16 protein-coding genes and 1 pseudogene are annotated in these 17798 nt (G+C 62.0%); 10 read left to right on the top strand and 7 right to left on the bottom strand.

The genetic code is table 11. The annotated features are described in order from the left end of the window. Positions 1-61: 61 nt before the first annotated feature. The 3 genes from HU806_RS07775 to HU806_RS07785 all read left to right on the top strand — a co-directional run bounded on the left by HU806_RS07775 (position 62) and on the right by HU806_RS07785 (position 3996). Complete coding sequence (locus HU806_RS07775; RefSeq protein ID WP_186610835.1) at positions 62-1711, top strand: acyl-CoA dehydrogenase family protein; 1650 nt, start codon at positions 62-64, stop codon at positions 1709-1711. Positions 1712-1783: 72 nt separating this feature from the next. Continuing rightward, entirely contained in the window at positions 1784-3283 is a 1500-nt protein-coding gene (amn, locus tag HU806_RS07780; RefSeq protein ID WP_186610902.1) for an AMP nucleosidase, read from the top strand. A gap of 146 nt (positions 3284-3429) precedes the next feature. Then, a complete protein-coding gene (locus HU806_RS07785; RefSeq protein ID WP_186610903.1) occupies positions 3430-3996 on the top strand; it encodes a pseudouridine synthase in 567 nt (188 codons plus the stop codon). On the opposite strand, the gene HU806_RS07790 is transcribed toward HU806_RS07785, so the two are convergent. Both HU806_RS07790 and HU806_RS07795 read right to left on the bottom strand, forming a co-directional pair. Beyond that, positions 3991-4200, bottom strand: coding sequence for a DUF2788 domain-containing protein (locus tag HU806_RS07790; RefSeq protein WP_039594082.1), 210 nt, complete (start codon positions 4198-4200; stop codon positions 3991-3993). The two genes, HU806_RS07785 and HU806_RS07790, sit on opposite strands and share 6 nt — an antisense overlap. Before the next feature lie 109 nt (positions 4201-4309). Further along, positions 4310-4789 carry an Lrp/AsnC family transcriptional regulator gene (locus HU806_RS07795; protein WP_186610836.1) on the bottom strand — a complete coding sequence of 160 codons (480 nt, stop codon included), beginning with the start codon at positions 4787-4789 and terminating at the stop codon, positions 4310-4312. A 414-nt stretch (positions 4790-5203) separates the two neighbouring features. Between HU806_RS07795 and HU806_RS07800 the strand changes: the two genes are divergently transcribed. Continuing rightward, a complete protein-coding gene (locus tag HU806_RS07800; protein WP_186610837.1) occupies positions 5204-6205 on the top strand; it encodes a DUF6515 family protein in 1002 nt (333 codons plus the stop codon). Between the two features lie 133 nt (positions 6206-6338). Here the strand turns inward: HU806_RS07800 and HU806_RS07805 are convergent, their stop codons facing one another. Together HU806_RS07805 and pmcY are read right to left on the bottom strand one after the other, a co-directional pair. Then, complete coding sequence (locus tag HU806_RS07805) at positions 6339-7232, bottom strand: cation diffusion facilitator family transporter (RefSeq protein ID WP_186610838.1); 894 nt, start codon at positions 7230-7232, stop codon at positions 6339-6341. A gap of 27 nt (positions 7233-7259) precedes the next feature. Beyond that, complete coding sequence (gene pmcY, locus HU806_RS07810) at positions 7260-7679, bottom strand: periplasmic Zn2+ metallochaperone PmcY (RefSeq protein ID WP_186610839.1); 420 nt, start codon at positions 7677-7679, stop codon at positions 7260-7262. Between the two features lie 95 nt (positions 7680-7774). On the opposite strand from pmcY, the pseudogene HU806_RS26805 reads away from it, so the two are divergent. Further along, positions 7775-7894 (top strand): annotated as a pseudogene (locus tag HU806_RS26805) (DEAD/DEAH box helicase); the annotation flags it as partial. 54 nt (positions 7895-7948) lie between these two features. Here HU806_RS26805 and HU806_RS07815 read toward each other — a convergent pair. Beyond that, positions 7949-8731 (bottom strand): Abi family protein, encoded by a 783-nt coding sequence (locus HU806_RS07815; RefSeq protein ID WP_186610840.1) that lies wholly within the window; start codon positions 8729-8731, stop codon positions 7949-7951. A gap of 403 nt (positions 8732-9134) precedes the next feature. Here HU806_RS07815 and hrpB point away from each other — a divergent pair, with 403 nt between their 5' ends. From hrpB to HU806_RS07835, 4 genes are all read left to right on the top strand, one after another. Beyond that, a complete protein-coding gene (hrpB, locus tag HU806_RS07820) occupies positions 9135-11651 on the top strand; it encodes an ATP-dependent helicase HrpB (RefSeq protein WP_186610841.1) in 2517 nt (838 codons plus the stop codon). A gap of 89 nt (positions 11652-11740) precedes the next feature. Beyond that, entirely contained in the window at positions 11741-12751 is a 1011-nt protein-coding gene (locus tag HU806_RS07825; protein ID WP_186610842.1) for a LacI family DNA-binding transcriptional regulator, read from the top strand. A gap of 186 nt (positions 12752-12937) precedes the next feature. Then, entirely contained in the window at positions 12938-14098 is a 1161-nt protein-coding gene (locus HU806_RS07830) for an L-talarate/galactarate dehydratase (RefSeq protein ID WP_186610843.1), read from the top strand. A gap of 103 nt (positions 14099-14201) precedes the next feature. Further along, complete coding sequence (locus HU806_RS07835; RefSeq protein ID WP_238350136.1) at positions 14202-15116, top strand: 2-hydroxyacid dehydrogenase; 915 nt, start codon at positions 14202-14204, stop codon at positions 15114-15116. A 6-nt stretch (positions 15117-15122) separates the two neighbouring features. On the opposite strand, the gene HU806_RS07840 is transcribed toward HU806_RS07835, so the two are convergent. Continuing rightward, positions 15123-16202, bottom strand: coding sequence for an endonuclease/exonuclease/phosphatase family protein (locus HU806_RS07840; RefSeq protein ID WP_186610845.1), 1080 nt, complete (start codon positions 16200-16202; stop codon positions 15123-15125). Then, on the bottom strand, positions 16199-16858 hold the full coding sequence (locus tag HU806_RS07845; protein WP_186610846.1) for a YciC family protein: 660 nt from the start codon (positions 16856-16858) through the stop codon (positions 16199-16201). Before HU806_RS07845 ends, HU806_RS07840 begins: the two co-directional genes overlap by 4 nt. A gap of 177 nt (positions 16859-17035) precedes the next feature. Between HU806_RS07845 and HU806_RS07850 the strand changes: the two genes are divergently transcribed. Continuing rightward, positions 17036-17791 (top strand): DUF2076 domain-containing protein, encoded by a 756-nt coding sequence (locus HU806_RS07850; protein ID WP_186610847.1) that lies wholly within the window; start codon positions 17036-17038, stop codon positions 17789-17791. Positions 17792-17798: the final 7 nt, after the last annotated feature.

Here is a 17798-nt window from a genome sequence, read left to right on the forward strand (position 1 = left end):
TTTGATCGGCCAGGGGGCGGTGCTTAACTGAACCCCTGTTGGCCGACCGAGGAGCCCCGTCATGAACCTGCATCAGTTCGCCGAAACCCACGACGTCACCAACCAGCCTCCTTCCCTGGATGGCGCCAACCTGTTCCGCATCGATCTGCCGCTGCAAGAGTGGTCGCAGCGTTTCGGCGCCGGTTGGGCGCAGGCGCGGATCGATGCCTATGGTGCCTTGGCCGGCGGACCGTTGATGGAAGCAGGCTTCCTGGCCAACCAGAACAAACCGGTATTTTCCAGTCACGACCGTTACGGCCATCGCATCGATCTGGTGGAGTTTCATCCCGCCTACCATCAACTGATGCGTACTGCCGTCGAACACGGTCTGCCCAGCTTGCCCTGGGCCCATCCGCAACCCGGCGCCCATGTCGCCCGTGCGTCGATGACCTATTTGCACAGCCAGGCCGAAGCCGGCACCGGCTGCCCGTTGACCATGACTTTCGCCAGCGTGCCCGCGCTGCGCCTGCAGCCGGATCTGGCCGAGCGTTGGCTGCCGAAAGTGCTCGCCACCGAATACGACCCGCGTAACGTCGGCATGGCCCATAAAGCCGGGGTCACCCTCGGCATGGCCATGACCGAAAAACAGGGCGGCACCGATGTGCGAGCCAACACCACCAAGGCCTATCCGGTAGGCGCCAGCGGCCCGGGCCAGGCCTACGAGCTGGTGGGCCACAAATGGTTCTGTTCGGCGCCGATGTGCGATGCCTTCCTGACCCTGGCCCAGACCGACAAGGGCCTGACCTGTTTCCTGTTGCCGCGCCATCGCCCGGACGATACGCGCAATCAGTTCTATATCCAGCGGCTGAAAAACAAGCTCGGCAACTGCTCCAATGCTTCCAGCGAAGTGGAGTTCCGTGGCGCACTGGCCTGGATGATCGGCGAAGAGGGAAGAGGCGTGCCGACCATCATCGAAATGGTCGCCATGACCCGCTTCGATTGCATGGTCGGCTCCAGCGCCCTGATGCGCCAGGCGTTGACCCAGGCCAGTCATCACTGCGCGCACCGCAAGGTCGGTGGCAAGTTGTTGAGCGAACAGCCGCTGATGCAAAACGTGCTCGCCGACCTGGCGCTGGAAAGCGAGGCGGCGTTGGCCTTGAGCTTGCGCATGGGCCGGGCGCTGGACCATCTGAACGATGAGCACGAGGCCAAGTTCGCCCGGCTGGTGACGGCGGTGGGCAAGTATTGGATCTGCAAGCGGGCCCCCGCGATGATCAACGAAGCCGCCGAATGCATGGGCGGCGCCGGCTACGTCGAAGACAGCATCCTGCCGCGCCTTTACCGCGAAGCGCCGGTCAACTCGACGTGGGAAGGTTCGGGCAACGTGCAGTGCCTGGACGTGCTACGGGCCCTGTCCAAGGAACCGGGCGTGCTCGAAGTGCTGTTTAGCGAGTTGGGCGACGGCCACGGCGACAAGCGTCTGGCCGGGCACATCCACCAGTTGCACGCGGCCTTCAAGGACACCGACGACATCCAGTACCGCGCCCGACAATTGACCGAGGACATCGCTGTCGGCCTGCAAGCCAGGCTGCTGCTCGAGGCGGGCAACAGTGACGTCAGCGATGCGTTCATTGCCAGTCGCCTTGGTTATGGTGGCCGGGTCTACGGTGCATTGCCGCGAGGCTTGAATGTCGAGGCCATCGTCGCCCGGTCAACGCCGCAAGCGTTTTAGAAGCAACGGTGACGCTGTGAAGTGATAGCGCCCAATACGCCACTGTTCCCGTCGGACCACGATGCAGGCAAGATGAAGGCCTGCAAGTCAGAACACAGGAAGCTGATCGTGACCGAAGCGTTTATTGTCGTTCAAACCGCCGAGCAAGCCGTGGACCGGCTGGCGGCCCTGCACGAGCGTGCGACCAGCGCGCTGAACCAGGCGCTCAAGCGCTACCTCAAGGACCGCATCGAGCCGGACGCCGAGCAACGGGCGTTGTTTCGCTACCCGGCCCTGCGCCTGACCTACCATTGCCATGGCGAAGTCCCGCAGACCACGCGCGCCTACGCCAAGGTCCAGCTGCCCGGCACCTACAGCGTCACCGTCACTCACCCGGCCGCGTTCCGCAAATATCTGCTGGAACAGCTGGTTCCGCTGATGCATGACTTTACCGTCACCGTCGAGGTGGGCGTCAGCGAGCAGAACATTCCTTATCCGTACGTGGTGGAGCAGGGCGATGAGCTGGCCGGTTCCGGTGTGACCGCCGCCGTGCTGGCGCGGGTTTTCCCCAGCACCGACTTGTCGGCCGCCACCGATGGCATCGCCGATGGCTTGTATGATTGGGAAAACACCGACCCGTTGCCCCTGGCGCTGTTCGACGCCGCGCGGGTGGATTTCTCCCTGCGCCGACTGGTGCATTACACCGGCAGTGACTGGCGCCATGTGCAGCCGTGGATCCTGCTGACCAACTATCATCGCTATGTGGATCAGTTCATCGTCCACGGTCTGGAGCAGTTGCGCAGCGACCCGCGTTTCGTGCGCATGGTCTTGCCGGGCAACGTGATCATCGACAAGAACATGGACCACGGCGAAGCCTCCGCCATCGCCGCGGGTGTGGTCTGGCATCGCTACCAGATGCCGGCGTATCACCTGCAGGCCAGCGACGGTCACGGCGTGACCCTGGTGAATATCGGCGTCGGCCCGTCCAACGCCAAGAACATCACTGACCACCTGGCCGTGCTGCGCCCGCATTGCTGGTTGATGATCGGTCACTGCGGCGGGCTGCGGCAGTCCCAGACCATCGGCGACTACGTGCTGGCCCACGCCTACATGCGTCGCGACGGCATTCTCGACCGCGTGGTGCCGCCGAATATTCCGATTCCGGCCTTGGCCGAAGTGCAGATGGCCTTGCAACAAGCGGCGGCCAACGTCACCGGGGAAAAGGGCGACGAGCTGAAGAAGCGTCTGCGCACCGGCACTGTGCTGACCTACGACGACCGCAACTGGGAATTGCGCTGGGCTCAGGAGCGCCCGTTGATCAACCTGTCCCGCGCGGTGGCGGTGGACATGGAAAGCGGCACCATCGCCGCCCAGGGTTACCGTTTGCGGGTGCCTTATGGCACGTTGCTGTGCGTCTCGGACAAGCCGCTGCACAGCGAGATCAAGCTGCCGGGCTCGGCCAACGCGTTCTATGAGCGGGCGGTCAACCAGCACCTCAAGATCGGGATCGCGGCGCTGGACCTGTTGCGTACCGAGCTCAACTCGTTGCACTCGCGCAAACTGCGCAGCTTCGACGAGCCGCCGTTCCGCTGATGCCGTTCTGAACGGTGGTCATTTAACGGTCGGGCCACTAGCATGGTCGGCCCTGACCGTTAGATGTTGTTGCCGCCATGCCCCGTCCTCCACGCCCTGCTTCCCGTCGTCCTGGCGCGAAGCTTCCAGCCGCCGCGCCGCGCCGTGTGGCCAAGGCCCCGCCGGCCGAGCCGAAGCTGATCCTGTTCAACAAACCCTTCGATGTCCTGACGCAATTCAGCGACGGCGAAGGGCGGGCGACCCTCAAGGATTTTATCGACGTGCCCGGCATCTATCCGGCCGGACGCCTGGATCGTGACAGCGAAGGCCTGCTGCTACTGACCAACGATGGACAATTGCAGGCGCGCATTGCCGACCCTAGGCATAAATTGGCCAAGACCTATTGGGTGCAAGTGGAGGGCGAACCCAGCGCCGACCAGTTGCAGCGCCTGCGCGACGGCGTGGAGTTGAACGACGGCATGACGTTGCCGGCGCAGGCCCGCCAACTGGACGAGCCGCAATTGTGGCCGCGCAACCCGCCGGTGCGCTTTCGCAAAAGCGTGCCGACGAGTTGGCTGGAGCTGGTCATCCGTGAGGGACGCAACCGCCAGGTGCGGCGCATGACCGCGGCGGTCGGCTTGCCGACGTTGCGCCTGGTGCGGGTAAGGATCGGCGACTGGACGATCGAAGGGCTCGATCAGGGCCAGTGGAAGGAAGTGCCGGCGCGCTTATAACGTGCCGGATTCGATCAGGCCGATCACCACGCTCTTGATGATGAAGGCTGCCACGCCAAGGCCCAGCACAAAAAACAGAATGAACGAGCCAAAACGTCCTGCCTTGGATTTCTTCGCCAGATCCCAGACGATAAAACCCATGAAAATGATCAGGATGCTGACCAGGCCGGTCATCATCCACTCTTCGAAAACAGCAGGATCCATCGGGGCACTCCGGCGTGGGCGGGGTTGAAAAGACGCGGCGAGTATAAGGCATGGGCACGCGCGGGGGATTGGCCTGCGGTGGTGTGTCGCAGGCCAATCCACAAGGCGGTCAGCTGCGCAGGTGGGTGAGCGGCAGTTCGGTGCTGTTGAGCACTTGGTTCAGCACAAAACTCGATCGCACGCTGGTGACGCCATCGATGCGGGTCAGGTGCCCCAGCAACAGTTTCTGGTAATGATCCATGTCCGGCACGACTACCTTGAGCTGGTAATCGGCGTCGATGCCGGTCACCAGGCTGCATTCCAGCACTTGCGGCAGGCTGCGGATTGCGGCTTCGAACGTCTCGAAGCGATCGGGCGTGTGGCGGTCCATGCCGATCAATACATAGGCGGTCAGGCTCAGCCCGAGCATCTTGCGATCGAGCAGGGCGACCTGGCGGGTGATGTATCCATCATCTTCCAACTGCTTGACCCGCCGCGAGCAAGGTGAGGGCGACAGGCCGATGCGTTCGGCCAATTCCTGGTTCGAGATGCGCGCGTCGCGCTGCAATTCCGCCAAAATACTCAGGTCATAACGGTCGAGTTTGCTCATCGAGCGGGCCTTTAATCGGTTAATTGCGGAAGATTATCTATCCAGGGGTAAAAATTGCGCAAGTGGTGTTTATTCAAGCAATCTTCGCAATCCGCTGCCGGTTCCTCGGGCCTATGCTTACCACCAAGATCACTGCTCGGACAAACAGTCCAGTGCAGCCCGCCCAATCCGGCCGGCTGCGGTCGCAGTACCCACCGGTACTGGCAGGCCCCCGAGCTGCACACTGTCCATAAGACGGCGTGAGGTGAGCCGATGCCAAAAGCGTCGCGCACGGACTAGATTCTCAAGGGGAGGCCGACGGGTCTCCCTTTTTTAATGCCTGCGAAATAAACCCCGTGGCTGATAATCTGTCGCAGAACCGGCCTGGGCTTTTCCAGTCTCATCATCAGGCCCCGAACCGTTGTGAGGAATTTCATGAAGTCGCGCATCTGGCGTTTGGCAGGTGTTGGTCTGTTGTGGGCAAGTGTCAGTGCGCAGGGAGTGGCCGACGATCAGCAAAACCGTGGAGGGCCGGAAGGCGGTCGCGGGCAGGACGGGCGCGGCGGCAACGGCCAGGGTTACTCGGGCCAGCCGCGTCCGCAGAGCAATGAGATCATTCGGGGCGACAACAGCCGTCAGTTCGAGGTCAAGCCGCAGAACCCAGGCGGGCAGCACTACGATCGGCCACCGCAGGACCCTAACGCCCACGGTCGCCCGCCGCAGCAGCAACCCGGCGACAACCTGCCGATCCAGGGCCGGCCCGACAGCGTGACTCAGACCCAGGAACCGCAACCGGGCTATTACCGCGATATTCCCCGTCGCAACGATGGCTACCCGAACCCACGCCCCAGTCATGACGGTCGTCCCGAGCAGCATTGGCCTGGTCGGCCGGGCGGGCATGGCAACGGCTGGGGGCCTGGGCCGCAGTATCGTCCGGGCTATGTAATCGACCGATTCCCGGATCGCCATTACCGCGTGCCTTATCGCGGTCACGATTACTTCTATTCCGGTGGCTACTGGTATCGCCCTCAAGGGCCACGTTACATCGTCGTGCAGCCGCCACGGGGCATCCGCACCCGCTATCTGCCCGATTATGCTCGTGAGGTCTGGATCGGCAGTTCGCTGTTCTTCCTCGCCGCTGGCGCCTATTACATCTACGAAGCCAACACCCGGGATTACGTCGTGGTCGAGGCGCCGGTCGCCAACCCGCAGCCGCAACCCCAGGGCAACAGCTTTGATGTGGTGGCTTATCCGGCCAACGGCCAGTCGCCCGAGCAGGTCAATCAGGATGGCTACGACTGTTATCGCTGGGCGGTGCAGCAGAGCGGTTTCGATCCGCGCAACTACACCTACCCACCGGCACCGGAAGTGGTACAGACCTATCGGCAGGCGCAAGGGAGCTGCTTGAGCAGTCGTGGGTATCGGGTGACGTACTGAGTTCTGGCGGCAGGCAGGATGCCGCTCTTGTGGCGAGGGAGCTTGCTCCCGTTGGACTGCGCAGCAGACCCAGGATTTTTACGGTCGCTGCGCAACCGAGCGGGAGCAAGCTCCCTCGCCACGGGTTCGGACATCAAGCACTGGTGCGCTTCACCACCTCCAACGGATCGGCATGCACCAGCACTTCGGCCTTCGGATAGGCGCGATGGATCGCGTCGGCAGCCTGGTCGCTGATGCCGTGGGCGACTGACAAGGTCAATTCTCCCGGCAACTCCAGGTGCAACTGCACGAACCAGTGGTTGCCGGAGATCCGCGTGCGCAGGTCATGGGCACCGACTACGCCAGGTACCGCGCAGGCCAGTTCCAGCATGTGCTGGCTCACGTCCGGCGGCAGTTCTTCATCCATCAATACCGCGAAGCTTTCCCGAGCGATCTGCACCGCGCTCCACAAAATGTAGGCGGCGATGCCCAGGCCGAACCAGGCGTCGAGTTGATACCAGCCGAACCCGGCAAGAACCAGGGCCACCAGGATGCTGCCGTTGAGCAACAGGTCGGAGCGATAGTGCAGCGAGTCGGCGCGCACGGCGTTGGAGCCCGTGGCGCGCACGACCCGATGCTGCAAGGCCAGCAGCGCCAAGGTCAGCGCCAGGGAAAACACGATCACGCCAACGCTGAGCCACGGCGCCTCGACTGGCACCGGCTCTTTCAGGCGCTCGAAGGCCTGCAAGGCGATCAACACCGCACTGCCGCCAATGAACAGCGCCTGGGCCATGCCGGCCAAGGACTCAGCCTTGCCATGGCCGTAGCGATGATCATCGTCGGCGGGCCGCAGCGCGTAATGCACCGCCAGCAGATTGAGCAGCGAGGTGACGCCGTCCAGCGCCGAGTCGGTCAGGCCGGCGAGCATGCTCACCGAACCGCTGAGCCACCAGGCCAGCGCCTTGGCGACGATCAGGATGAACGCCACGGCCACCGACGCCCGAGTGGCCAGGCGTAGCAGGCGAGCGTGTTCGGTGCTGGTGGTCATGGCGCGGTCTTCCTTGGGTTGCGCCTTTTATGCGGCGGGTACGAGACCGAGCGCGGCCAGTTGTTGCACGTTGCCCTTGTGCTGGATCAGGCGCGGATCGTCCAGCGGGAAGCTGCGGCCCAGCTCGCTTTCCAGGATGGCTTGCAGCTTTTGGTTATTGATCGTGCCGTCGGGGTTGATGGCCGGCTTGAGTTTCTCTGGCTCGATCTGCACGCTTCTGCCCGGCTCGAAGTAGATCGCGCCGGTGGCGAAGTCCACCGCAAAGGCGATCAGGCCGGGAATGATATAGAACAGCAGGCCGACGGCGTCGAGCGCGGCAATAGCCGGGTCGATCTTGCCCTCGATCTGGCCGCGACGGTCCGGGTAGAAGATCGAGCCGCAGGCGCTGATCTGGGTTAGCAGGCTGGCGACCAGGACGCCACCGATCACGCGAAAGGGAATACGCATAGCAATCTCCTGAGCAGGTAGAGGCGTTGCTGGTTGGAGTCCAGACCACGCTAAACAGTTCGCCGTTATACTCGGCCCTCTGTTTTGGAGCCAGCATGATTTCTTTGCCAATCGATGAAGTTTTACCCGCGCTGCGCCAAGCCTTGGCCTCGCGCCACGAAGCGGTGCTCGAAGCCCCCCCCGGTGCCGGTAAAACCACCCGTGTTCCTTGGGCGCCATTTGCTACTTACAAAACTGCTAAATCTTTGGCTGATCTTCTCGGATTGTTTTCAACCATCTGCATTGCTGGCTGGTTTTCGGTGGCTGGTTGCTATATCCCCATTTTGATCCGACTCAGCAATATTCATCGCCTTAGCCTGATCATCCGCTTTTGCGAGCCTGTCAGGCTGAGGAGGCTCGGCCGCCTCTTTCCAATTCACCCAATCGCGCAACGTGTCGGGTACTCGGTCGTGGTTTGCTATCCAGGCGTGGAGACCGGGGTCGATCCATTTAATGATCTCGGAAATATCTCGATGTAGTTCAAATAAGGGCTGCCATAACAATGGCTCGTGATGGAAACAACGATTTCGAAGATCCCGCCCCTTGTTCAGACGCGTCCGAATGTTGTCGGGCTTGCGCATGCCTTTAGGGCAAGAGTAGAAAACCCTCATCAGGGGCTTTGACAGGCTGTGAATAGTCGCCCTGTTAAACAGTGACGTCCAGAATCCGAAGCTGAGCTCCGCTACGATGTTGTCTGGTGTAATCGTGACCTTGCGTTTACGAAGCTCTCTCTTGGCTTCCGCAACCTTCTCATAGAGCCTCTGAAGATCGACGTCGCCGGTGCCGTTCCATTTTTCATACCAGTCAGACTGGCCGTACTCCAGAGTCATTTCTTTTTGAATGCCGTTGCGCAGGGCGACTTCAAGGACATGAAAAACCGAGACCAAAGACTCTGCAATCTTCATGTTGTGGACATAGGCCTCTGCTGCACGGGCCTGCTTATCCTTGTTGCTTTTCAGATACCGAGACATTCTCGGCGTGGAGAGCTTCGCCTCCAGCGTTTGCCAAACCATAGCAACCTGTTGCTCCTAGCTGTTATATGGCCGAGGTGCTTACTTGGCACTCATTCGGATTCGATCACAGGCTCCGGTTCCCAGGTTGGGGATTGACAATGATCGTTGCGCACGCGTAGATTGACGTCGCTGCCCTAGCGACTCCACTCCCGGGCTACAGAAACGGTGATGAGACTAGGTTAAGTTGTGGCCCCGCTTGCGGGGCCTCCTTGTTTCTGCTGTTTATTGACCCCGCCAAACCCACAGCCTCGAAGTGATGGGCCAACAAATCCAATATTTCTTTGATACAAACATCTCTTGAGTTGAAGCTCAAGAGCGCTTTCTATCGTCCCGAGAATCTTGAGCATTCAAACCATCCCTGTCTGATCTAGGTGAAACAGATATTCCCAGCCTGGGAGTTTTAATGATTTCTTTGCCAATCGATGAAGTTTTACCCGCGCTGCGCCAAGCCTTGGCCTCGCGCCACGAAGCGGTGCTCGAAGCCCCCCCCGGTGCCGGTAAAACCACCCGTGTTCCCCTGGCCTTGTTGAACGAACCGTGGCTGGCCGGGCAAACCATTTTGATGCTCGAACCCCGGCGCCTGGCGGCACGGGCGGCGGCCGAGCGGCTGGCCAGTGAGCTGGGGGAAAAGGTCGGGGAAACGGTCGGCTACCGGATTCGTCTCGACAGCAAAGTCGGCCCCAGGACCCGCATCGAAGTGGTCACCGAAGGCATCCTGACGCGCCGCTTGCAGGATGATCCGGCGCTGGAAGGCGTGGGGCTGTTGATTTTCGATGAATTCCACGAACGCAGCCTTGATGCCGACCTCGCCTTGGCCTTGAGCCTCAACGGCCGCGAGTTGTTTCGTGACGACCAGCCGCTGAAGATTCTATTGATGTCCGCGACATTGGAGGGCGAGCGTCTGGCGGAACTGCTGGATGACGCGCCGATCCTGCGCAGTGAAGGGCGCATGTTCCCGGTGACGGTGCGCTGGGGGCGGCCGTTCCAGCCCGGCGAGTTCATCGAGCCGCGACTGGTGCAGACCGTCATGGAAGCGCTGCACGATGAAACCGGCAGCGTGCTGGTCTTCTTGCCGGGGCAGGCGGAGATTCGCCGGGTCCATCAGCAACTGGCCGATGCCTTGGGCGAAGGCGGCACCGTGTTGCTGTGCCCGTTGCATGGTGAGTTGGACCTTGCCGCCCAGCGCGCCGCCATCGACCCGGCGCCGCCCGGCCAACGCAAAGTCGTCCTCGCCACTAACATTGCCGAGACCAGCCTGACCATCAACGGCGTGCGGGTGGTGGTGGATGCGGGGTTGGCCCGCGTACCGCGTTTCGATCCGGGCAGTGGCATGACCCGCCTCGACACCCAGCGCATCTCCCGCGCCAGCGCCACCCAGCGCGCCGGCCGGGCCGGACGACTGGAGCCGGGTGTGTGTTATCGGTTGTGGTCCGAAGACCAGCACGAACAGCTAGCCGCCTATGGCAGCGCGGAGATTCTTTCGGCGGATCTGGCCGGGTTGGCCCTGCAGCTGGGGCGCTGGGGCGTGACGCCGCAACAATTGGTCTGGCTCGATGTGCCGCCGACCGCCGCTTATGCCCAGGCCCAAGACCTGCTGCAACGCCTGGGCGCACTAGAGGGCGGACAACTGACCCGCCACGGCCAGGCCATGGCCGAACTGCCTGCCCACCCGCGTATCGCCCATCTGCTGTTGCGCGGCCAGGCGCTGGGCCTGGCAGACATGGCCTGCAACGTCGCCGCGCTGTTGGGCGAGCGCGACATTCTGCGCGGTGCCGGCGCGGACCTGCACAGTCGCCTGGCCTTGCTTTCCGGCGAAGAGCGCGCCGCACGCGGCGCTCAGGGTGGGGTGCAACGGGCCCGGCAGTTGGCCCGGCAATATCGCGGCTACCTGCAAGGCAAGGCCGAAGAGGCCGTGACCGATCCCGATCATCCGCGCTGGCTCGGCGCATTGCTGGCGTTGGCCTATCCGGACCGCATCGCGCAACAACGGCGACCCGGCGGAGCGGAGTATCGGCTGGCGAACGGCCGTGCGGCGCTGTTCTCCGAAGCTGACAGCCTGATGAAACAAGCGTGGCTGGTGATCGCCGATTTGGGCAGTCGCCAGGGCCAGCGCGAAGAGCGTATCTATCTGGCGACGGACTTCGATCCGGCGCTGTTCGATTCAGTGCTGGCCGAGCAGGTGCGTGTCGAGGATCAACTGGACTGGGACGAACGTGAAGGCGTGCTGAGGGCCGAGCGCCAGCGCAAGGTCGGCGAACTGGTACTCAGCCGCGAACCGCTGACTGGCCTGGATGAATCGGCCCGCAACCAGGCGCTGGTTAACCTGGTACGGCGCAAGGGCCTGGAGCTGCTGCCGTGGACGCCGGAGCTGCGGCAATGGCAAGCGCGGGTGGCACTGTTGCGCCGGCTCGACCTGGAGGCCAAGGGCCAGAGCGAATGGCCGGACGTCAGTGACACGGCGCTGCTGGACAGCCTCGAGCACTGGTTGATGCCCTACCTGGGACGGGTCTCGCGCCTCAGTCATTTTGCCAACCTGGATCTGTCGAGCATCGTCCGCAACTTGTTGCCCTGGCCTTTGCCGCAACGTTTGGACGAACTGGCGCCCCACCATTTAAGCGTGCCCTCGGGCTCATCGATTCGCCTGGATTACAGCGAGCATCCGCCGGTCCTCGCGGTGCGCTTGCAGGAGCTGTTTGGCCTGGCCGACACCCCGCGCATCGCCGGAGGGCGGCAGGTGGTCAAGCTGCACCTGTTATCTCCCGCGCGGCGTCCGGTGCAGGTGACGCAGGACCTGGCGAACTTCTGGCGCAGCACTTACGCCGAGGTGAAGAAGGATCTGAAGGGACGTTATCCCAAGCATTATTGGCCGGACGATCCGCTGGTGGCGGAGGCAACCGCGCGTGCCAAACCGCGCAAATAAAAACAGCGCGGGCCTGGGCAGGGGGCGGATGTTAGATTTACGCGCTCGGAAATTGCCCCAATGCGTCCTTCATTGCTTCGGAACAGTTCATGGCAAAAAAACCAGCAGGGCCCAGCTTGACCTTGATCGACGTGGCCAGGATCGCGGGCGTGTCGCCAATGACTGTCTCCCGGGCATTGCATCGCCCTGAGCTGGTGAGCGAGAACACTCGGGACAAGGTCCGCGAAGCGGTGCGCCAATCGGGCTATGTGCCGAATATGCTGGCCGGTGGCTTGGCGAGCAGCAAGAGCCGCCTGGTGGCGATTTTTCTGCCAACCATCGCCAACTCCATTTTTGCCGACACTGTGCAATCGCTGATGGACCGCCTGGCCCAGGCGGGCTATCAGACCCTGGTGGGGCTTACCGGCTATAGCCCGGAGCAGGAAGAAAAACTGCTGGAGGCTGTTCTTGGTCGCCGCCCGGATGGCATCGTGCTGACCGGTACGCTTCACACCGAATCAAGCCGTCTGCGACTCGCCCAGGCGGGTATCCCAGTGGTTGAAGCCTGGGACTTGAGTGAAGACCCCTTGGATATGCTGGTTGGCTTTTCCCATGAAAAGGTTGGGGAGGCGACCGCTCGCCATCTGGTGAAGAAGGGTTACCAGCGTTTTTCTGTGGTGAGCATCAGCGACCCTCGCGGCCTGCGGCGTTGCCACAGCCTTATCGCCGAACTCAAGCGTCAGGGCATCGAACAGGTGCCGATGGAAGTCCTCGCACCGCCCGCCACGCTGGAGGTTGGACGGGAAGGATTGCGGCGGTTGTTGGGCTCGTCGAAACGCCCCGACATTGTTGTGTGCAGCTCGGACACGGTGGCTCAAGGCGTCCTGGCCGAAGCCGCAAGCCAAGGCTTGAACGTGCCCGGCGACCTTGCCGTCATGGGGTTTGGCGATTTAAGCAGCGCAGCCCAGGTCTACCCCGCGTTGTCCACCGTCAGCGTCGATGGCAAGAAAATCGGCTTGAAAGTAGCTGAGGCGCTGCTTGAGCGATTCGATAATCCTTTGAGCCAAAAAGCTGTGCGAATCGACACGGGTTTCACCCTGATCGACCGCGCCAGTACCTGAGTGGGGAACCGTCGTCAGGTTGGTTTTGTGGTTGAATGATTGCGCAATCAATGTAGTATCCACGAGAGGGCTTGCGTTCCATGGAGCGAAAGCCCTTTTTCATGTGTAGCAATGATTGCGCAATCATCGCTGTTAAAAACGGTGAAGACGGCGAATATCGAATCGAAGCGACCAAGGAGTAGCCGCATGCTCGAAGCAGAAAAAACCAGCAAATCCTCCGACGACGACCGCATCGCCTGGGTCCGCGTCTCTTCGGTGATCTTGCCGCTGGCCAATCCGATCAGCGATGCCAAGGTGCTCACCGGCCGGCAAAAACCGATGACCGAAATCGCCATCCTTTTCGCTGAGATTGAAACCATCGACGGGCATCGCGGCCTTGGCTTCAGCTATTCGAAACGCGCCGGTGGGCCTGGGCAGTTCGCCCACGCCGAGGAAATAGCACCGGCATTGATTGGCGAAAACCCAAGCGACATCGCCAAGCTCTGGACCAAGTTGTGCTGGGCTGGCGCCTCCGTGGGGCGTAGCGGCCTGTCGACACAGGCCATCGGTGCGTTCGACGTGGCGTTGTGGGATTTGAAAGCCAAGCGGGCGAATTTGTCCCTGGCGCGCCTGCTCGGCGCCCAGCGCGACTCAGTGCGCTGCTACAACACCTCGGGCGGCTTCCTGCACACGCCGCTGGATCAACTGATGAAGAACACCGACCTGTCTCGTGAAAAAGGTATCGGCGGCATCAAGTTGAAAGTCGGACAGCCGGACTGCGCCATCGATATCCAGCGGGTGAGCACAGTGCGCAGACACTTGGGTGACGACTTCCCGCTGATGGTCGACGCCAATCAACAATGGGATCGCCCGACAGCCCAGCGCATGTGTCGTCAATTTGAAGCGTACAACCTGATCTGGATCGAAGAACCGCTCGATTGCTATGACGCCGAGGGCCACGCCGCATTGGCGCAACAATTCGATACGCCGATTGCGACCGGTGAAATGCTGACCAGCGTTGCCGAACATGCCGAATTCATCAAGCTGCGCGGTGCCGACTTCCTGATGCCCGACGCGCCACGCGTTGGGGGGATCACGCCGTATCTGAAGGTGGCGGCGATGGCCGAGCAGGCCGGCTTGATGCTGGCGCCGCATTTCGCCATGGAGCTGCACGTCCACCTGGCAGCGACGTACCCGACTGAACCCTGGGTCGAGCATTTCGAATGGCTCGAGCCGTTGTTCAATGAGCGTCTGGAAACCCGTGACGGGCAGATGCTCGTGCCCACTCGGCCAGGTCTTGGACTGACGCTCAGCGAGCAGGTCAAGCCGTGGACGGTGCAGGAGGCGACGGTCGGGACACGTCCCTGAAAGCCGTGTTGTTTACAAAATCGCTAACGAGGCCACTTTATGGCCTTATCGAGGACTGACGACGATGGTGCAATCCAAGGGTGATGTTTTGGTGTGGGGGCCTATGTTGCCCTCGTTGATGCAATCGCTTGAAGACCGTTACACCGTTCACAAGCGTTGGGAGATTGTCGACTTCGATCACTGGGCCCAGTCTCACGGCGACGCGATTCGCGCCGTGGTTACCAGCGGGGCCTATGGGACCGACAATGCGACGCTGCAATTGCTGCCTCGGCTCGAGGCAATCACCAGTTTTGGCGTGGGCTACGATTCGATCGACACGGCATACCTGGCGCGCCGCTCGATCAAGCTGAGCAATACGCCGGACGTGCTCAATGACAGCGTGGCTGAGACGGCGTTGGCGCTGATGCTGTGTGTATCGCGGCGAATCTGTGAGGCTGAGCGGTTCGTGCGTGCGGGCCGATGGCAGGCGCAGAAATTCGCGCTGGGCCACGATCTGCATGGGAAAACCTGCGGCATCGTGGGCTTGGGGAAAATCGGCAAGACCCTCGCCAGGCTGGCCGTCGCGTTGGGTATGAAGGTGGCTTACTACAGGCCGGGAGGGCCTTACGACGATGTGCCATACCAGCATTTTGCAGACCTTCAGGCACTTGCCAGGGTGGCGGACCATCTTGTCGTTGTGGTGCCCGGTGGCCCGAAAACCAGGCATCTGATTGACCGTCAGGTCATGCGGGCACTGGGGCCGACGTCCTTTCTGATCAACGTGGCCCGTGGCAGCGTCGTCGATGAGTCAGCACTGGTCTCGGCGCTGCTCGAATCGGAACTCGGCGGCGCGGGGTTGGATGTATTCGAAGACGAACCCAACGTCCCCGCTGCGTTGTTGCAAATGGAGAATGTCGTGCTGTTGCCCCATATCGGCAGCGGTACGCACGAGACACGCCAAGCCATGGCGGACTTGGTGCTCGCCAACCTGGACGCTTATAGCGACACGGGAAGGCTGGTCACCCCGGTAGCGCTGTAGCGCTGCTCAGGGTGCCGCCGGCAACAGAAACCGCGCGATCACCGGCAAATGATCGGAAATACGCAAGGTGTCGTCCTGTCGGACCTGGGCTTCGACCCGCTTGAGGCGCGGGCTGTAGAACAGGTAGTCGACGGTCCGGTCGGGGCCGTTGAGGCCGGGGTCGTTCGGGTAGTGGGTCAGCCAGTGTGCGCGGTCGATGCCGCTGGCTTCGTTGTTGGTGGGGATCATCGGGTATTTATCCCACAACTGATGCAGCTCGCTGTCGGCGGAGTAGGGTGAGCGTTGTTCGGTGGGCAGGCGTCGGTATTGGCCCAAGGGCAACAGATTGAAGTCGCCACCGATCAGCCACGGCGTACCGGCGGACTCAAGCTTGTCGAGGGCCTTGGACACGGCGCCGACCTGAGCCTGGGCGGTGTCATCCGGCTGTGCGGCGCGTTCCAGGTGCGTATTGAGCACCGCCAGTTGGCCGCCGCCGCTCACCGGCAGGTAACTCACCAGCAAAGCATTTTTTGGCTGGAACTGACGGCTGATGAAGTTCGCGTCGGCCACCGGCAATTGCACTCGCTCGGCGTGGTCGATGCGGTAGCGGCTCAGCGTCGCCAATTGCCGGCCAACGCTGCCGAAGATGCGCGGGTTGGGGATAAAGTCGGCCTTCCAGTCGAAGGCGCTGGCGGCGCACGGATAGAGATCGGCCAGGCGCTCCTGCAACAGCTTGAGCTGATCCTGGTAGTCGCTGGCCTTGGCGCCGTTGTCCAGTTCCTGGAACAACACCACGTCCGGTTGCTCGTCGCGAATGACCCGTGCGACTTCGTCGAGGCTGAAGGCCATGTCTTCCAGGGTCGGGCTTTCATCGTCGCCCTGGGCCAGGTCGTGCCAGAACACGTAGCGCTTGCCGGCCAGGAACTGGACGTTCCAGGTCATCACCTTCAATGCCTGTCCAGACACCAGCGGCGCGGCATTCGCGGCGCAACTGACCGGCAACGCCTCTCGGGCCTCGGGGCGCCAGGTCAGGCCATAGATGGCGAAGACCCCGATGCCGACGATCAGCAACAGGCCTAGCACGGTGTATCGCAGCAGACGGGTCATGGCGCGGGCTTTTCTGCAATCAACATGAACATTCGGAACAGCACCACCGTGGTGAACAGTTGCAAGAAACTGTGGACGCTGTCGATCAGCAAACTGATCAAGGGATTCTGGGGCTCAGGGTACACCGAGACGCTGGCGCCCTTGAGCAGCCACAGCGGAATCATCACGGCCAGGATGCATAACAGGATTCGCCAGAAATGGCCCCGACTCAGCCGCGCGCTTTCCTTCATCGCGGCCAGCGGCGCCATGCCCCTTAACACCAACAGGTATTCACCGAAGGCGAGGACGACCATCAGCCATAGCCCCGGCAGGAAATACAGGGAAATGCCGATCAGGATCAGCAGCGTGTTGAGGGCCGTCAGCAAGGCGAAGCGTGGCCACTGGAGCAGAGCGGCCGCCAGCAGGTCACGGGCGCGGGGGGCTTCGCCACGACTGCGGGCGTCGAGAAACAGAATCAACGCGACGGTGTACAGCGGGTACACAAGGAGACCGACGATCACGCTGTAGCCGGAAAAACCTTCGGCCCCGAAAGCGCTGTCCACCCCTTGTTGCAGCACTGCTTCCAGTATCACCAGCGGCAGGCAAAGCTGGGCGATCCGGCCCAGATGGCGCTTGAAAAAATACAAGGAGTCACGCAGTACTTCTAACGGATTCATGAGTCGGTATCGCACTTCAGAAAAAGCGGTTCGACACTTTACCCATCAGGTGGCTGCATAAACAAACGTAAACATCAGGTAAAGACCGTTGAAAGGTTCCTGTTGAACCCCATTACTGACGAGGACCGGTGTTTAGGACCGGCCTGGTTTTTTATCCGGCAATCTGATGAGGTCGCCATGAACAGCGAAGAACAAACCCTGATCGATGGACTGTTTTCACGGCTGCAACAGGCCGAAAAGGATTCAGCCCCGCGCGACGCCCAGGCTGAGGCGCGGATCAAGGAGCACTTGGCCAACCAGCCTGCGGCGGGCTATTTCATGGCCCAGGCGATCCTGGTGCAGGAGGCCGCGATCAAGCGCCTCGATGAGCAGAACAAGCAGCTCGCCCAGCAGGTCGAGCAACTGCAGGTTGAGTTGCAGCAGGCCCGTAGCCAGACTTCTGCACCCAGCGGCGGTGGTGGTTTTCTCTCAAGTATTTTCGGCGGCAGCAGCCGCGATTCGCGTCCGGCCACTGCGCCGGCCTCCAGCGGTAGTGGCTGGCGCGAGCCGGCACGGCCTGCTTTCAATTCGCCGGCCCAGCAAGGCTTCGGGGCGGCGCCGGGCAACTATGGCGCGCCGCAGCAGCAAGCCCCGGCGGCGGGCAGTTTCCTGGGCGGCGCGCTGAAAACCGCAGCGGGCGTGGCCGGCGGTGTAATGCTGGCCCAAGGCATCAGTAGCCTGTTCCACAGCAATCAACCCCAGGAGATCGTCGAGATTCTCAAGGAAGAACCGGCACAGCCCGTCAACGACAGCGCCAATAGTGGCGACGCTGGCTGGGGCGAGGACCAGCGGGTGGCCGACAGCGGTAGCGTCGACAACGCCCCGGGCGGTTTCAGCGACGCGGACTACAGCGACGATTCGTCCTTCTTCGGCGACGACGATTCGTTCGTCTGACCCGCCA

It is taken from the genome of Pseudomonas sp. SWRI154, from assembly GCF_014268645.1.
GTDB lineage: Bacteria > Pseudomonadota > Gammaproteobacteria > Pseudomonadales > Pseudomonadaceae > Aquipseudomonas > Aquipseudomonas marvdashtae.

Bases quoted from the DNA above. Each gene is read 5' to 3' on its own strand.
- HU806_RS07775 (WP_186610835.1), top strand. From the start codon at position 62: ATGAACCTGCATCAGTTCGCCGAAACCCACGACGTCACCAACCAGCCT.
- amn (WP_186610902.1), top strand. From the start codon at position 1,784: ATGAAGGCCTGCAAGTCAGAACACAGGAAGCTGATCGTGACCGAAGCG.
- HU806_RS07835 (WP_238350136.1), top strand. From the start codon at position 14,202: ATGTTGCCCTCGTTGATGCAATCGCTTGAAGACCGTTACACCGTTCAC.
- pmcY (WP_186610839.1), bottom strand. From the start codon at position 7,679: ATGCGTATTCCCTTTCGCGTGATCGGTGGCGTCCTGGTCGCCAGCCTG.
- HU806_RS07825 (WP_186610842.1), top strand. From the start codon at position 11,741: ATGGCAAAAAAACCAGCAGGGCCCAGCTTGACCTTGATCGACGTGGCC.
- HU806_RS07845 (WP_186610846.1), bottom strand. From the start codon at position 16,858: ATGAATCCGTTAGAAGTACTGCGTGACTCCTTGTATTTTTTCAAGCGC.
- HU806_RS07790 (WP_039594082.1), bottom strand. From the start codon at position 4,200: ATGGATCCTGCTGTTTTCGAAGAGTGGATGATGACCGGCCTGGTCAGC.
- HU806_RS07815 (WP_186610840.1), bottom strand. From the start codon at position 8,731: ATGGTTTGGCAAACGCTGGAGGCGAAGCTCTCCACGCCGAGAATGTCT.
- HU806_RS07830 (WP_186610843.1), top strand. From the start codon at position 12,938: ATGCTCGAAGCAGAAAAAACCAGCAAATCCTCCGACGACGACCGCATC.
- HU806_RS07850 (WP_186610847.1), top strand. From the start codon at position 17,036: ATGAACAGCGAAGAACAAACCCTGATCGATGGACTGTTTTCACGGCTG.
- hrpB (WP_186610841.1), top strand. From the start codon at position 9,135: ATGATTTCTTTGCCAATCGATGAAGTTTTACCCGCGCTGCGCCAAGCC.
- HU806_RS07800 (WP_186610837.1), top strand. From the start codon at position 5,204: ATGAAGTCGCGCATCTGGCGTTTGGCAGGTGTTGGTCTGTTGTGGGCA.
- HU806_RS07840 (WP_186610845.1), bottom strand. From the start codon at position 16,202: ATGACCCGTCTGCTGCGATACACCGTGCTAGGCCTGTTGCTGATCGTC.
- HU806_RS07805 (WP_186610838.1), bottom strand. From the start codon at position 7,232: ATGACCACCAGCACCGAACACGCTCGCCTGCTACGCCTGGCCACTCGG.
- HU806_RS07795 (WP_186610836.1), bottom strand. From the start codon at position 4,789: ATGAGCAAACTCGACCGTTATGACCTGAGTATTTTGGCGGAATTGCAG.